The sequence below is a fragment of the Nannocystis punicea genome (assembly GCF_026965555.1).
In the GTDB taxonomy this organism is placed as follows: domain Bacteria; phylum Myxococcota_A; class Polyangia; order Nannocystales; family Nannocystaceae; genus Nannocystis; species Nannocystis punicea.
Window position 1 is genome coordinate 1,024,730 of the sequence record NZ_CP114040.1, and the last position, 14,986, is coordinate 1,039,715.

The following is a 14,986-nucleotide window of genomic DNA, read 5'->3' on the forward strand; positions in this document are numbered from 1 at the left end:
GCCGCGAGTGCGGCGTCCATGCATCGACTCGCCCAGGATGATGGACGCCAGCGCAGGCGCCATCCGTCAGAGGCAGCGAGCTCGGCCGGGATCCGGCAGGCGAGCCGCGCCTGCCCACTCATGGCAATCTCCTGGCCGTTCGCTCGCGCGGGTCGCAGCGATCTGCGGCTCGACGGCCGAGGATCGGTGTTCACGCCGTGCCCTCGTATGCTCACCCGTCCGCCTCGTCGGCGAAGGACGTGCGGCCGTCCGGCACCGCCGTGCTGTGGCGTCCACCACAGTGCGATGCGGATCCCTCGCGCTCGCCGGCGGCGTGCGCATGCGCCGACCCTCGGCTGCGCGACGAGTCGAAGCGAGCGCTCGACGCAGCCACCATTTCAGGTGCATCGCCTCGTCGCGCTCGCCGGGCGGCTCAGGGCGCGAGGGCGTCGAGCTCGATGCGGAGCGCGCGGACGACGATCTCGCCCGGGAGGGCGCCATGCAGGCGCAGGCCGACCGCCAGCGAGTCGCCGAACGCCTGCGCGTGCGTGGCGACGAGGGTGTTGCCGAACTCGGACCAGGCGCCGTCGACAGCGAGCCGCGGGAGCGGCAGGGTGAGGACCTCGAGCGGATCGGCGTCGTCCATGGTCACGCGGAACACGTGCAGCGTCGAGGTGGTGGCGTCGCTGACCACCGAGGGCAGGCAGAAGCAGCCGAGGCGGTCCTGGCAATCGAGGGTGTATTCATAGGTGGTGTCGAGCTGGGTGGTGACGACGACGGCCCAGGCGAGGCCGTCCGGGGTGCGGGCGAGCGTGGCGGTGCTGTCCTCGAAGCCGGTGGCGGTGGTGGTGCACGGCCCCGGGCACTTCATCTCGTCGTCGGGAAACTCGGTACCTTCGCACTGGCCTTCGAGCAGCTCGAAGCCGGAGAGCTGGGCGGCGGCGCTGGTCTCGTCGTCGATCGGCCAGGCGACCTCGAGGAGGTTCTCGTCCTGGATGAGCGCGGCGAACGGAGCGCCGACCGGCGGGGTCGGCTGCGCGCTCGGGACCAGAAAGTAGTGCTGCCAATCGGACGAGTTGAAGTTCTTGCCGAGGCGCTGCACCGCGCCGTCGACCTCGACGTCGAGCCAGTAAAGGGTGTCGTCCTTTCGCATGTCGGCGGCGAGGAGGCGCCCCCCGGCGTCGCGCCCGAACTTGGGGGTGCCGTAGCCGCCGGCCGGGAAGGCGACGGGCGTGCCGGTCCATGCGCCCTGATCGTCGCGGACGAGCTCGCGAAAATCGTCGGGCCCGTCGCCGAAGTGCCAGATGTGCGGGCGGCCGTCGGGGAGGACCTGGAACCCGGCCAGCGGCTCGCCGGCCATTCCCACGTGGGCGGTCTCCTCCGTCCAATCATTTGTCTCGGCGAGGTAGGCGATGTCCGCGTCGATCGGATCGATCATGCCCCGGACCTCGGCGGCGACGTGCAGGTCGCCGCCAGGGCCGGCGGCGAGGTGAATCGTGCTGCGCGCGAAGCGGGCCGGGAGGGTGACTCGCTGGGCCGAGTCGGATGTGACGCGGAAGAGCATGCTGTCGGAGCCGCTCGCGGTGGCGACCCAGGTGACGTCGGGCGTGGGAGCGACGCGGACGCCGGGGGAGCCGAAGTCGAAGTCGGCGCACCGCAGCTCGACGTCGGCGGAGATCGGGCACTGGCCGGAGGGGCAGACGGCGGCGGCGTGGTCGCCCGGGAAGACCTGGACGTCGCACGCGGGCGGCGGCGGATCGACGGTCGTGGTGGAGGTCGTGGTCGGCTCGTCGAGCGTGGTCGTGGAGGTCGGCGTGGTGGTGGTCGTCGTCGTCGTCTCGCCGGGCTCGGTGGTGCCTTCGGTGGTCGTCTCGGTGCCGCCGTCGGTGATCGATTCGCTGGTCGAGCTCGAGGGGCCGCACGCGAGGGACAACGCGCCGGCGCTCGTGGCGAGAATAAGTAAGTTGCGCATGCGCCGGAGGCTATCACACGCCGCGGCGCGGAGGCGCGAGCGCGGGCACCCGGGCGCAGAGCGACGCGTACGCCCAGGGGCTCGCAGAACGCCGACTCAGTGGCGGATCTGCGGTTCAGACCGCTCGCGCCGCGACGGCCTCGGGCGCGCCCCGCGGCAGCAGCGGACGAGGACCGCCGGTGATCGAGCTGGATAGGGTGGCCCGAGGCTCTGCCGCTCGCCGCTCGAAGCGCCGCGCGTCTCGGATGCCGCGCGCGCCGTGCGTCTCGGGCTGTTCGGGCGCGGCGCCGCTCCCGAGCAGCCCGAGACGCGCGGCTTCTGCTAGGATGGTTGGCTCCGAGAGTCGTGGCGGCTCTTCCAGAGCCTGCCCGATCCGCCACCCCGGGGCGGGGCGCCTGCTCGACGTCAGGCATGCGGAGGACATACCCATGACCCACCTTTCGATGGAGCAAGGAACGGTTCAGATCAAAGGGTATCACGTCCTCGCGAAGACCGGCGAGACGGCAGGCTCGGCCACGTATCGCGCCTACCGCGAGGCCGACGGGGCCCGCGTGGCGATGAAGGTGCTGCACACCGATTATACACGGATCGCCGACATCACGCGCCTGAAGCACGCCTACGGCATCATCAAGCGCATTGATTCGCAGCGGGTCGTCAAGGTGCTCGATGTCGAGGAGCACGGTGATGGGCTGGTGCTCATCACCGAGTATTTCCCGGGCGACGCTCTGTCCGTGAAGAGCCGCGGCGAGCTCGACGTCCGCGCGTTCCTGGACGCCGCCGTCTCGCTGGCCGAAGCCCTGGCCGACATTCACCGGCGCGGTCTCATCCACGGCGACGTGAGGCCTCCGAACATCCTGCTCGGCGCGGGAGGTCAGGCGAAGCTCACCGGGTTCGGCGTCGATTCCGACGTGACGCGCGAGAAAGAGGAGATCTATAGCCCCCGCGTGCTCTCGGAGGTGCTCCCGTACATATCGCCCGAGCAGACCGGCCGCATGAACCGCAGCGTGGACTACCGCACCGACATGTACTCGCTCGGGGTCGTATTCTACGAGATGCTCGCCGGGCGAAAGCCGTTCGAGTCGACGGACCCGCTCGAACTGATGCACGCGCACATGGCGGTGAGGCCGGTGCCACCGGCGGAGATCGACCCGCAGGTGCCGGACGCGCTCTCTGCCATCACGATGAAGCTCCTCAGCAAGAACGCCGAAGACCGCTATCACAGCGCCAGGGGCCTGGTGGCCGATCTGGAAGAGTGCCGGAGGCAATGGGAACGCAACGGCCGGATCGGGTCGTTCAGCCCCGGCCAATACGACAGGAGAGACCTCTTCGAGATCCACCAGAAGCTCTACGGCCGCGAAGAGGACATCCGAACGCTCATCGAGTCGTTCGACAGGGTGCTCCAGGGGAAGCGCGCGATCGTCCTCGTCTCGGGCTATTCGGGCATCGGCAAGTCGTCTCTCGTGCAGGAGATCCTGAAGCCGCTGGCGCGCGAGAAGGGCTACTACATCAGCGGGAAGTACGACCAGCACAACCGCGACACGCCCTACAGCGCCATCGTCCAGGCGTTCGACTCGCTCGTCAGGCAGCTCCTCTCCGAGAGCGAGGAGAGGATCACGAAGTGGCGGGGCGCCATCCTGGACGCCCTCGGGAGCAACGGGCAGGTCATCTGCGACGTCCTCCCGTGCCTGAAGCACATGCTCGGCGAGCAGGCGCCGGTCCCCGCGCTCGGCCCGGTCGAGGCCCAGAATCGATTCAACTTATACTTCCAGAAATTCGTCGCGGTATTCGCCAGGCACGCCCATCCGCTCGCGATGTTCATCGACGACCTGCAATGGGTCGATTCGGCCAGCCTCGGCCTCATCACGGCCATCCTCGGGAGCGAGGGCATGGAGTCGCTGTTCTTTTGCGGTGCTTATCGCGACAACGAAGTCGCCCCGACGCATCCGTTCATCGTCGCGCTGGAGGCGCTGCAAAAGAGCGGCCTCGAGGTGGTGCACATCGTCCTCGGACCCCTCCGGCTGGTCCACCTGCTCGAGCTCATCCACGACAGCCTGCAGATCTCCGACGGACGCGCGCTCGCCAGCGCCGTCTTGAAGAAGACCGGGGGCAACCCGTTCTTCGTCAAGCAGTTCATGAGGCATCTTTACGAGACGAAGGTCCTCGTCTTCGAGCCCAAGGCGGGCTGGCGCTGGGACCTGCTGCAAATCGCCCGGCTGGAGTACACCGACAACGTCCTCAGCCTCATGGCGGAGACCATTCGTCGCCTGCCCCAGGCGACGCAGGAGGTGCTGCGGCTGGCCGCGACGATCGGCAACATGTTCGACCTGGACGTCCTGAACACCGTCAGCGAGCACCCGCCCGAGGAGACGTACGGGAGCCTCGACAGGGCCCTCGGTGAAGGTTTGATCGTGAGGGCCGACGGGCAGTACCGCTTCGCGCATGACAAGATCCAGGAGGCGGCCTACTCGCTGATCCCGGCGGCAGACCGACCGGCGTTTCACTACCGGATCGCAAAGCTCCTGCTCGGCAGGCTGGACCCCGGCGCGGGGCGCAACCTGTTCGATATCGTCAATCACTTGAACAGCGCGGGCGACCTGATCCAGGCCGCGCAAGAGCGCATGCAATCGGCCAGGCTCAACCTGGAGGCCGCCAGGCGAGCCGAGGAGTCGGCGGCCTTCACCGCGGCCTTGAAGTACCTGGAGCACGGCATGACCATGTTGTCCGCGGACGCGTGGGCCTCCGAGTACGAGCTGGCGTTCGTGTATCACACGAAGAAGGGGTTGATGGAGTCGCTCTGCGGGCGGCACGACGACGCGCTGGCGACCCTCTCGGGCTGCCTCGATCATGCGAAGGGGCGCCTCCACAAGACCGAGGTGCGGCGCCTGAAGACGAGCGTGGAGATCCTCAAGAACGATCTGCCCGCGGCCCTGGAAGAGGGGCTCGCGGCCCTTCGGGCGTTCGACATCCATTTGCCGCCCTACCCCGACGACAGCATGCTCGCCGCCGAGTTCGAGCGGACGATCGCCATCATCGGCGACCGTCCCGTCGCATCTCTCGTCGACCTGCCCGCCCTGGACGATCCCGAGATCGCCGTCCTGCAGGACGTCCTGCAGGAGATGTTCTCGCCGACCTATCAGCTCGGGACCAACAATTTCGGGATCACGGTGATGCGGATCCTGCAGAATACGATCGAGCACGGGATCTCGCGGAACTCGATCTACGCGTACGTGAATTTCGGGACGATCCTGTGCGCCAGGCTCGACATCGAGAAGGGCCACGAGTTCGGGCGGGCGGCGGTCCGCCTCAACGAGCTCCATCCGGACAAGAAGTCCGAGTCCATGCTGTGCAACATGTGGGGGGCGTGGGTCCAGCACTGGAAGGACACCTACGAGCACTCGAAGGCGTCCCTGCGCAAGGGCATCCACGCGGGCATCGAGACGGGGCAATACATCTGGGCCTTCTACAACACGTGCAACGCGTGCATGAACAGCCTGCTCCGCGGGACCCACCTGCGCGAGGTCTTCGAGGAGGCGAAGCTGTACCTGCCGCTCTGCAAGCTCGACAAGTTCAACGCGATCACGTGGATGGTCGGGGCGGTCGCGCGGTACGCCGAGGAGTTCGGCGCGCCGGCCGAAGGCGAGCCGACGCACGCGGCGTGGGCGGACCTCGACGCTGTGACCGCGGAGGCCCGCAGGATCAACAACCAGGCGTCCCTCTACTTCTTGAACATCTTCGACGTCCTCGCCGGCGTGTTCCAGGGCGCGTACGAAGAGGTGGCGCGGATCTGGGGCTCGACCGACCCGGGGCGCCTGGGAATGCTCGCGGCGTGGCACGCGAGCCCCTGCTATTATTATTATGGCGGGCTGGCCTTCGCGCGCGCCGCAGGGACCGCCGCCCCGGCGCTGCGAGAAGCATACCTCGCGCGGCTCGGGGAGTGCGCGCGCAAGGTGGAGCTGTGGGCGCGGTTCGGCCCGGCGAGCTTCGGCCACCGCAGCCTGATCCTGCAGGCAGAGCTCGCCCGGGTCGAGGGGCGCGAGGATGCGGGCGCTCTTTACGACTGTGGGATCGCCGCCGCGCGGGAGGGGCGATTCCTGCATGATGCGGCGCTGGCCAGCGAGCTGTGTGCGCGCCATTACCTCGACCTCCGCAGAGAATTCCTGGCGTGCGCCTACATGACCGAGGCGCATCGCCTGTACGCGCGCTGGGGGGCCGTTCGGATCGCGGAGCGCCTGGAGAGAGACTTCCCGCGCCTCCTCCGGCGCGAGGCGACGCACCGGCGGGCGGCCAGGCACGTCGAGATGGACTTCGCGACCGTGCTCAAGGCCTCGCAGGCGGTCTCCGGCGAGCTCGTCCTCGACCGGCTCATCGAGACGCTGCTGACGATCGCGGTCGAGACCGCGGGCGCGGAGCGAGGCCTCTTGCTCCGCCCTCGTGGCGCCGAATGCGACATCGAGGCCGAGGTCGTCGTCGTGCGCGACCGGGTCGAGGTCAGCCTGCGCCAAGCTCCCATCACCCCGGCCGATCTCCCCACTGCCATTCTGCATTATGTGATGCGCACGCGGGAGACCGTGATCCTCGACGACGCCGCCGCGCCCAACCTGTTCTCGGACGACGCCTATGTGCACGAGCGGCGCCCCCGCTCCGTGCTCTGCCTCGCCCTGGTGAAACAGGGCACGCTGGTGGGAGTGCTCTATCTCGAGAACAACCTGACCCCGCGCGTCTTCACCGCCGACCGGATCGCCATGCTGGAGCTCCTGGCGTCGCAGTCGGCCATCTCGCTGGAGAACGCCCGCCTCTATACCGAGCTGCAGCGAGAGAACAGCGAGCGCAAGCGGGCGGAGCTGGCGCTGCGGGAGCGGGAAGCGCGGATCCGGTGCCTGGTGGACTCCAATATCATCGGCATCGCGTTCTGGGACCTGGATGGCCGGATCACGTACGCGAACGACACATTTCTGCGCTTCATTGGCTATAGCCGGCAGGATGTGGTCTCCGGGAGCGTCTACTGGACGAAGTGCACGCCGCCGGAATTTCACGCGGCCGACGAGCGAGCGCTGGAGGAGATGCGTTTGACGGGCGAGTTCAGGCCCTTCGAGAAAGAGTATCTCCGGAGGGACGGCAGCCGCATCCCGGTGCTCCTCGGCGGTGCGCGATTCGGCGGGTCGGCGAGCGAGGGGGTGGCGTTCTGCCTCGATTTGACCGAGCGCAAGCAGGCGGAGGAGCGCCAGAAGCTGTTGCTGAACGAGCTGAACCACCGGGTGAAGAACACGCTGGCGATCGTGCAGGCGATCGCCGCGCAGACGCTGCGCACGACGGACTCGCCCAGGGCCTTCGCAGAGGCCTTCGGGGCCCGGCTCCTGGCCCTGTCCCAGACGCACAACCTCTTGAACGAGGCCTCCTGGCAGAGCGCCAGCCTCCGCGACATCGTCGGCGCCGAGCTGGCGCTGTACTCCGATGGCGACGCCGGCCGCTTCAGCCTGGCCGGCCAGGACGTGCGCCTACGCCCGGAGGCGGCGGTGACGCTCGGCATGGTCTTCCACGAGCTGTCGACCAACGCGGCCAAGTACGGAGCGCTGTCCGTGCCGTCCGGCCACGTCGATGTCGCGTGGAACGTGAACACCTGCGCGGCCGAACGGCGGATCCACCTGGAATGGCACGAGATGCACGGGCCGCCGACGCAGGCGCCACGCCGCAAGGGGTTCGGTTCGCGCCTGATCGAACGGGACCTCGAGCGACAGTTCGCCGGCGCAGTGCGCCTCGAGTTCCTGCCCGAGGGAGTGCGTTGCGTGATGGACCTGCCCCTGGATCGCGTAGCCGTATGACGAACTCGGAGCTCCAGAACGCGGGCGTGCTGCAGGGACTACGGGTCCTCATCGTCGAAGATGAACCGATGCTCGCCGCGTTCCTCGAAGACGCCCTGACCGACCTCGGCTGCGAGGTGATCGGCCCGGCCTTGAACATGAAGGACGCGCTTCGGTTGGCCCGCGAGGCGCGGATCGACGGAGCAGGCCTGGACATCAACGTCGCCGGCGAGGAGGTCTATCCCGTGGCCGACGTCCTGGCCGAGCGGGGCCTACCGTTCGTCTTCATGACCGGGTACGGAGAAGCAGGGCTGCGCGAGTCCGATCGCGGCCGGCCAGTGTTGCAGAAGCCGTACAGCTTCGATCGACTGGTGGAAATCATGAGACAGTGGCGCTCGTTCTCGTGCTGATACCGAAATGGTATTGGACCGGCCCCGGCGGTCGGGCGCACGCTCGTGGCATGTCGGTGACGATTTACGGGCCGCGGGAGATCGCGGCGATCGAGCGCGCGGGGGCGGCCGCGGCGGGGACGCTGGCGTACGTGGCGGAGCGGCTGCGGGCGGGGGTGACGACGGCGCAGATCGACGCGTGGGTGCGCGAGGACACGGCGCGGCGCGGCGGGCGGCCGAGTCAGCTGGGCTATCGCGGGGCGGGGCCGGGGCCGTTTCCGGCGAGCGTGTGCACGAGCCGCAACGAGGTGGTGTGTCACGGGGTGCCGCGGGCCGACGTGGTGCTGGAGGACGGCGACATCGTCAACGTCGACGTGACGACCGAGCTCGACGGGTTCCACGGCGACACCTCGGCGACGTTCTGCATCGGCGCGGTGTCGGCGGAGGCGCAGACGCTGGTGGCGACCACGCGGGCGGCCCGCGACGCCGGGATCGCGGCGGTGCGACCGGGCGCGCGGCTCGGGGACATCGGCGCGGCGATCGTCGAGGTCGCGCGGCGCGGCGGCTACGGGGTGGTGAGCGACTTCGGCGGCCACGGGATCGGCCGGCACATGCACGAGCCGCCGCACATCCCCCACGTCGGCCGCCCGGGCACCGGCCTGCGCCTGCGCGAGGGGATGGTGTTCACGATCGAGCCGATGCTGACCGTCGGGACCGCCGAGGTCGAGGTCCTCAAGGACGGCTGGACGGTCGTCACCACCGACCGCAAGTGGAGCGCGCAGTTCGAACACACGATCTGCGTCACCGCCGACGGGGCGCGTGTGTTGACGTGACCGAAGGGGCATGTCCTGCGGGACATGCCGTGCCGGGGGCCGGCGCGTAGGCCCGGCTCCTCATTGAACATAGCCTGCGGGACATGTCCCGTAGGTCAGATCCGCTCAGCCGCGGGCGAGCAGGGCGGTGAGGTCCTTCGTGAGGTTCTTCTGGTGGGCCTCGATGGTGCCGCCGCCGATCTCGAGCAGCTTGGCGTCGCGCCACAGGCGCTCGACCGGGAACTCCTTGCAGTAGCCGGCGCCGCCCATGACCTGCATGGCGTAGTCGGCGACCTGCTTGCCGACGGGGGCGGCGAACAGCTTGGCGGCGTCGGAGCCGACGCGGTTGCGGACGTCGGGGCCGATGTCGCGGGCGACGTTGTAGACCAGGCACTTGGCGGCCTCGGTCATCGCGTAGCCGTCGGCCAGGTAGCGCTGGATCTGTCCGAAGCGGTTGATGCTCTGGCGAAACGCGTGGCGCTCCTCGGCGTAGCGGACCATGATGTCGACGCAGCGGTCGGCGATGCCGACGCTCATCGCCGCCAGGGTGGTGCGCTCGATCTCGAGGTTGCGCATCATGTGCGTGAGGCCGCTGCCGACCTCGCCGAGGACGTTGGCGCAGGGGACCTTGCAGTCCTCGAAGATCAGCTCCGACATGGTCGAGGCGCGCATGCCGAGCTTGTCGATGTGATTGCTGGTGCGGAAGCCGGGGCAGTCGCGGTCGACCACGAAGGCGGTGATCCGGCCCTCGACCTTGGCGTAGACGAGGAAGCAGTGGCCCTCGCAGCCGTTGGTGATGTACGTCTTGGTGCCGTTCAGGACCCAGCCGTCGCCGTCGCGCACGGCGGTGGTGCCCATGCCGAGCACGTCGGTGCCGGCGCCCGGCTCGGTCATGCCCATGCCGGCGACCCACTCGCCGCTCAGCACGCGCGGCAAATAACGCGACCGCTGCTCGGCGTTGGAGCAGTGGTAGAAGTTGTTGACGAAGAGCATCGAGTGGGCCAGGTACGCCAGGGTGAAGCCGGGGTCGTACTTGGCGAGCTCGTGGTGGACGATGACTGCCGCGACTGCGTCCATGCCGGCGCCGCCGTCGGCCTCGGGGATGGTGATGCCGAGCAGGCCGAGGTCGCCGAGGCGGCGGAACAGCGGGACGTTGAGCTCGCCCTTGTGGTCGTGCAGGGCGGCCTGCGGCTCGACTTCGCGCGCGGCGAAGTCGGCGACCATCTGCCGCAGCATGCGGTGCTCTTCCGTGGGGTTGAACAGCAGGTCCGAGGCGAGTCGCTCCATGTCGAAGCAAAGGTTGGCACCGCTCGGCGCCCGCGCAGAAGCCCGCCGGGCGTGCGATGGCTCATCGCTGCGGCTGCTCACCGGGCTCGTGAGTCGCGTCAGCGGGCGCCTCACGCCGCGGCTCGACCAGTTTGGCCCGCACGTAGGCCTCGTAGTCGGCGCGCATCGGCAGCTCGAGGTCGGGGGAGATCCACGGCCGCTCGTCGGCGTCGCGGGTCCACGCCAGGCCGACGCCGCGGCGCTGCCACGCCGGCAACTCGGCGAAGTGAGTGCCGGCGCGGAACAGCAGCTCGTGCCGCGCGTCGGGCCCGAGGCCCGCGAGCGCGGCGGTCGCTTCGCCCTCGCTGCGGCCGGCCGCTCGCAAGGCCCAGTAACAGTGCGCGTTCAGGCAATTGCGGGCGGCGTCGTCGGCTCGCCAGCGGAAGTAGTCGACCACGCGATCGACGTCGGGCAGCTCGGCGACGCGGCAGTCGAAGCAGACGACCTGGCCGAGCAGCAGGCTGAACTTGGCGCTCGCCTCGCCGGCGAGGATCGAGTGGTACTTGCGCAGCAGGCGGCCGAACGCGCGCTCGCGCGGGTGGAACAGCAGCGAGATCTCGTCGCTCTGCGTGTAGGCGTAGACGACCTGAAAGCCGCACTGCATGAGGTGGCGCGCCGTGTCGATCATCATGTCGCGCACGCGGACGTCGTACGGCCGCGCGAGCTCCGGCAGGCGCTCCTTGGTGAGCTGGCTGAAGCCGCGGCCGTCGAGCCGCGCGACCATGTGAAAGCCCGGCGGGACGCGGCGGTCGCTCGCGGTCTCGAACGGGCGCAGGCGGCCCGAGAGGTCGTCGCTCTTCATCGGGCCTCCTCGCTCGCCGGGGCCTCGTCGGCGCGCCAGGCCTCGACCACGAACTCGCCGGCGTCGTCGATGCGCACGTAGTGGAGGACGTCGAAGCCCTCGTCGCGGCGCGGCGGGACCAGCCGCGCGGCGGTGCCGAGGACGCCGCGGTCGGGCACGCGCTGGGCCTCGGAGCGCCCGGCGTTGCGCGCGAGCGCGGGGGCGACGCGCGACTGGAAGTAATAGCCGACGACGACGAAGCCGGCGGCCCGCGCCGGGGCGATGTAGCGGGCCCGCTCGGCGGGCGTGGGGCTGGTGTTGTCGATGACCACCGACTGGCCGCAGCGCAGGCAGGCGTCGAACAGGGTGGCCTCGCGGTGACGCGTGCGCACGAGGTCGAGGCCGATCCGCAGGTGGCTGTGGAACAGCCGCCGCTGGAAGAAGGTGCTCTTGCCGGTGGCCTGGATCCCGCAAAAGATCACGAGCTCGGGCGGCGGTGCGGCGGTCACGTGGCGAGCCTCCGGTCGGTGCTCTCGAAGATCTTGTCGGCCGAACCCTCGATGAAGCCGCGGAACAGCCGGCCGTCGGGGCCGGGCCAGCGGCGCGCGAACTCGTAGTAGCAGGCGGGCACGGCGAAGCGGCCGTCGCTGAACTCGACGTCGACGAGGTCGGCCAGAGTCGACGATTGCTCGAGGCCCTGGGCCGGCGAGCCCTTGATCTCGCCGCCCTCGCCGTTGAGGCGCAGGCCGTGAGCCTTGAGGAACTCGCCCAGGCGCGCGAGGTCGCCCAGGCGGACGAGCGCGTGGACGGCCACGGTGAAGTGGTTGGCCCGCCAGCCGAACGCGGCCAGCCAGGCGGCGTACTCGCTCTCGCGCCGCAGCGCCTCGACCTCGGCGTGGGCGACCCGCCACGGGCGGCCGAGCGCGCACAGGTCTGGCGCCTGGAACATGTCCTCGGGGACCTGTTCCAAGAGGCTTCTCACTCTGTCCTGAAGGGCAGGCGAAAACGCGCCGAGGTCGAGCTCGCTGATGAACACGAGCGGGAGGGCGGGGTCGTCGTGGGCGAAGTGACGGGCGACCAGGCGCTTGCCGGGGAAGCGGTACGCGCCGGCGGCGCGGTAGCCGGCGCGCACGAACGGGCGCGCGAGAACGTCGATGTCGCAGCGCGGATCGGCCCAGGTGCGCAGGGCGACGTGGTCGTCGACGACGCGCTCGCCGGCCGCGGCCAGGAGGGCGTCGATCCGGTCGACCTGTGGGTTCAGGGCGGCGTAGTCGCGCCTCAGGCGATCGAGGAGGTCGCGGAGCTCCATGCCGGCGAGGATAGCGCTTGCGGCGGCGGCGTGGACGCGCCAAAGTTCGCGCGCGTGGATCTCCGCTCGTTCAAGCTCCATCGGCCCGATCGCCACGTGCGCGCGGTCGTCGTCGGCGCCCGCGGCGAACAGGGCCGCGACCTCGAAGGCGAGGCCTATTCCCGCGTCGACGCGGTCGCCGAGCCGATGTGGGCGGCGCTCGAGCGCCACGCGGGCGCCCAGGTCCGCGCCGTCGCGGTCGACGCGTTCGCCCGTCACGCGACCCTGTCGCTGGCCGACCCGGCCCGCCCCGGGCTGCGCCTGTCGACCGTCGAGTTCGAGGCGTTCATCGACGTGGTCGCCCCGGTGGCCCGGGCGATCCGCGGCGAGCTGTACGTGCGCCCCGTCGACGTCGTCGGCGCCGGGCCCGGCGAGGCCAGGTTCTGGGACCCACTGTTCGCGGCCGACGCCGGCGGCTGGGAGCTCGGGCGGGCCGCGCCACCGCTGGTCTCCTGGTTCTCGGAACATGTCCCGAAGGGCATGCAGGCGCTGGTCCCCGGCTGCGGCCGCGGCCACGAGGCGCGGCTGCTGGCGGCCCTCGAGGCGACGGTGACTGCCATCGACCTGGCGCCGACGGCGATCGCGCAGGCGCAGGCGATGACGCCGCCGGGCCTGGCGATCACGTTCGCGGTCCAGGACCTGTTCGCACGCATTGGTCAAAAGCCCGCGTTCGACCTGGTGGTCGAGCACACCTGCTTCTGCGCGATCGACCCGGCCCGCCGCGACGACTACGTGACCGCGGTGGCCGACTCGCTGCACCCCGGCGGGATGCTGGTGGGCCTGTTCTACGCCCACGGCCGCCCAGGCGGCCCGCCGTTCACGACCGACCGCGCCGAGGTCGAGCGCCGCTTCTCGCCGCGCTTCGCCATCGAGCAGCTCGAGGTGGCGCAGGGGTCGACGCTGATCCGCCACCGCCAGGAGCTGTTCGCGGTGATGCGCCGGCGGTGAGGCTCACTGCGTTTCACAAGGGGAGCGAGTCAACGATATTCCTCGCCCTTCCGTGCGTATACGGCTTCGGCCTTGGACTTGAGGAGTTGAGCCTTGGCGCGTGATGTTTTCTCGTCTAGATGGCGGAAATCGACGACAGTGTGCGCTGGATCGGGAACCGGAGTCTCAACCGGGTCTTCAAAAACATTAAGAGCTGCTTCGGTGCAGTCCGAGACCGAGAACGCCCAAACTCCGACCGATGCCAGGCCCTTCTGCTGCGTGTGCAACTCAAAAGAGGCCGCCGCGGTGGTCTTGGCGGCGCGAGAAACCGATAATAAACCTGCATCCTTCGGGGTGGGCTTGAAAGCTTGGCTGGTGGGGCGCCCTTGCTGTATCCAGCTTGGATGCACCTGGCGAAACACTTGCTCTGTAGGATCCGTGAGTTGAGCACCTGGAATCTTATTCATGGCGTGAATCGACCGACGAACGAAATGAGTCTCTCAATACCGCTGGTGTCGAGAAGGGAAATGTCCTCATCGCGGTGTGCCCCACTCTTCGTATGTACTCCCACACAAGAGACGCTGTTTGAATCAGCATCGAAGAGCGCGGAAACCTCTGCACCCGGAAATGACCATTCTGCTTGCACCATCCCTTCAGGAGTCGGGTAGAGGTACGGGCGCTGGAGTCCCCCGGCCTCTGCGCGTTTCAGGGAAGAAGCGAGCCATTCCAGCGAGCGAGGGGGGATTGGAGCGCCAGAGCCGTCGAACCAGCCTTCGCCAAGATCGGCGAGCTCGGCCAGACGCTTGTCGACATCAAGCTCTTCTCGCAAGTTTTCATCTTCTGCGAATGTCAGGTCTTTGATGGTGACGAGTCGAACGAGCCGATCCAACGAGTCGAAAGCCCCCGTGCCGGATGCGCGGACGGATAGAACTTCGGTATGTACTGCTGCCGTCCGGATTGTCCGGAGCTGTTCTTCGCTCAGTCCATCCAGAGAGCCCGTGATAGTTTGCTCGCCGTCGAGAAGTCCGAAGGTTCGTTTTTGCGTGTCGAAATGTACGATATGGCCCGTGATCTCTACTGCGTCCTCATATGTGGATTCGCGAAGAAGCACTAACCGCTTCCGAACCTTCTTTGTATAAATGGCGGTATTGCTCTTGTCCGGACCCAGGATCTCGATGGATTCATCGTCGCGCAATGTTCGGCCGAAACTGTTGAAATATCGAACCGCCTCGAGAGGAAAGTTTGCGGGTGCCGGCGTATTTGTGCGCATCGCCTCGATCGTCTTGTTCGCCACGTCGCGGGCTTGCTCGAAGTAATCTGGAGCGCGCGCGTTCAGCAGAGGAAGCTGCGATGGAACGACCGACAGATTCGGCCTTATGCGGCGCTCCAGGGGAGCAACTGCACTACCCTCACCGATGCTGCGTAGCACGAGATCGAAGCTCTCTTCGAACCCCTTCGGTACACGCTGTCGTTCAGGGTGGTCGCGGAAGAACAACGCTCGCGCGATCTCCAGCACGAGGTCTCTGTAGGCCGTGAAATCGGGCAACACAGACAGAGGGACCGAATGACCCTCAAACCTCGCGCCTTTAAGGACGTGAGTGACAAAGGTCTGCAGATCGGTCTTCGGATCGGCCATGTGTCGGGAAGCCTGACG

11 protein-coding genes are annotated in these 14,986 nt (G+C 68.5%); 4 read left to right on the forward strand and 7 right to left on the reverse strand.

Annotation, left to right across the window (positions count from 1 at the left end; all coding sequences use genetic code 11):
* Window positions 1–412: 412 nt before the first annotated feature.
* Window positions 413–1,951, reverse strand: a complete 1,539-nt coding sequence (locus O0S08_RS03880) for a hypothetical protein (protein ID WP_269037608.1) — start codon at window positions 1,949–1,951, stop codon at window positions 413–415.
* Window positions 1,952–2,379: 428 nt separating this feature from the next.
* Here O0S08_RS03880 and O0S08_RS03885 point away from each other — a divergent pair, with 428 nt between their 5' ends.
* The 3 genes from O0S08_RS03885 to map all read left to right on the forward strand — a co-directional run bounded on the left by O0S08_RS03885 (window position 2,380) and on the right by map (window position 8,971).
* A complete protein-coding gene (locus tag O0S08_RS03885; RefSeq protein ID WP_269037609.1) occupies window positions 2,380–7,770 on the forward strand; it encodes an AAA family ATPase in 5,391 nt (1,796 codons plus the stop codon).
* 68 nt (window positions 7,771–7,838) lie between these two features.
* Entirely contained in the window at window positions 7,839–8,159 is a 321-nt protein-coding gene (locus O0S08_RS03890) for a response regulator (RefSeq protein ID WP_269037610.1), read from the forward strand.
* A 50-nt stretch (window positions 8,160–8,209) separates the two neighbouring features.
* Complete coding sequence (map, locus tag O0S08_RS03895) at window positions 8,210–8,971, forward strand: type I methionyl aminopeptidase (protein ID WP_269037611.1); 762 nt, start codon at window positions 8,210–8,212, stop codon at window positions 8,969–8,971.
* A gap of 105 nt (window positions 8,972–9,076) precedes the next feature.
* On the opposite strand, the gene O0S08_RS03900 is transcribed toward map, so the two are convergent.
* From O0S08_RS03900 to O0S08_RS03915, 4 genes are all read right to left on the reverse strand, one after another.
* Window positions 9,077–10,237, reverse strand: a complete 1,161-nt coding sequence (locus O0S08_RS03900; protein ID WP_269037612.1) for an acyl-CoA dehydrogenase family protein — start codon at window positions 10,235–10,237, stop codon at window positions 9,077–9,079.
* Between the two features lie 61 nt (window positions 10,238–10,298).
* Window positions 10,299–11,078, reverse strand: a complete 780-nt coding sequence (locus tag O0S08_RS03905) for a tRNA(His) guanylyltransferase Thg1 family protein (RefSeq protein WP_269037613.1) — start codon at window positions 11,076–11,078, stop codon at window positions 10,299–10,301.
* Window positions 11,075–11,566: an AAA family ATPase gene (locus O0S08_RS03910; RefSeq protein ID WP_269037614.1), complete on the reverse strand. Its 492-nt coding sequence runs from the start codon at window positions 11,564–11,566 to the stop codon at window positions 11,075–11,077. Before O0S08_RS03910 ends, O0S08_RS03905 begins: the two co-directional genes overlap by 4 nt.
* Entirely contained in the window at window positions 11,563–12,366 is an 804-nt protein-coding gene (locus tag O0S08_RS03915; RefSeq protein ID WP_269037615.1) for a DUF1338 domain-containing protein, read from the reverse strand. Before O0S08_RS03915 ends, O0S08_RS03910 begins: the two co-directional genes overlap by 4 nt.
* A gap of 54 nt (window positions 12,367–12,420) precedes the next feature.
* Between O0S08_RS03915 and O0S08_RS03920 the strand changes: the two genes are divergently transcribed.
* Window positions 12,421–13,353: a methyltransferase domain-containing protein gene (locus tag O0S08_RS03920; protein WP_269037616.1), complete on the forward strand. Its 933-nt coding sequence runs from the start codon at window positions 12,421–12,423 to the stop codon at window positions 13,351–13,353.
* A 29-nt stretch (window positions 13,354–13,382) separates the two neighbouring features.
* Here O0S08_RS03920 and O0S08_RS03925 read toward each other — a convergent pair whose 3' ends face one another.
* Both O0S08_RS03925 and O0S08_RS03930 read right to left on the reverse strand, forming a co-directional pair.
* Window positions 13,383–13,799: a hypothetical protein gene (locus O0S08_RS03925; RefSeq protein WP_269037617.1), complete on the reverse strand. Its 417-nt coding sequence runs from the start codon at window positions 13,797–13,799 to the stop codon at window positions 13,383–13,385.
* Window positions 13,796–14,968, reverse strand: coding sequence for a hypothetical protein (locus O0S08_RS03930; RefSeq protein WP_269037618.1), 1,173 nt, complete (start codon window positions 14,966–14,968; stop codon window positions 13,796–13,798). Before O0S08_RS03930 ends, O0S08_RS03925 begins: the two co-directional genes overlap by 4 nt.
* Window positions 14,969–14,986: the final 18 nt, after the last annotated feature.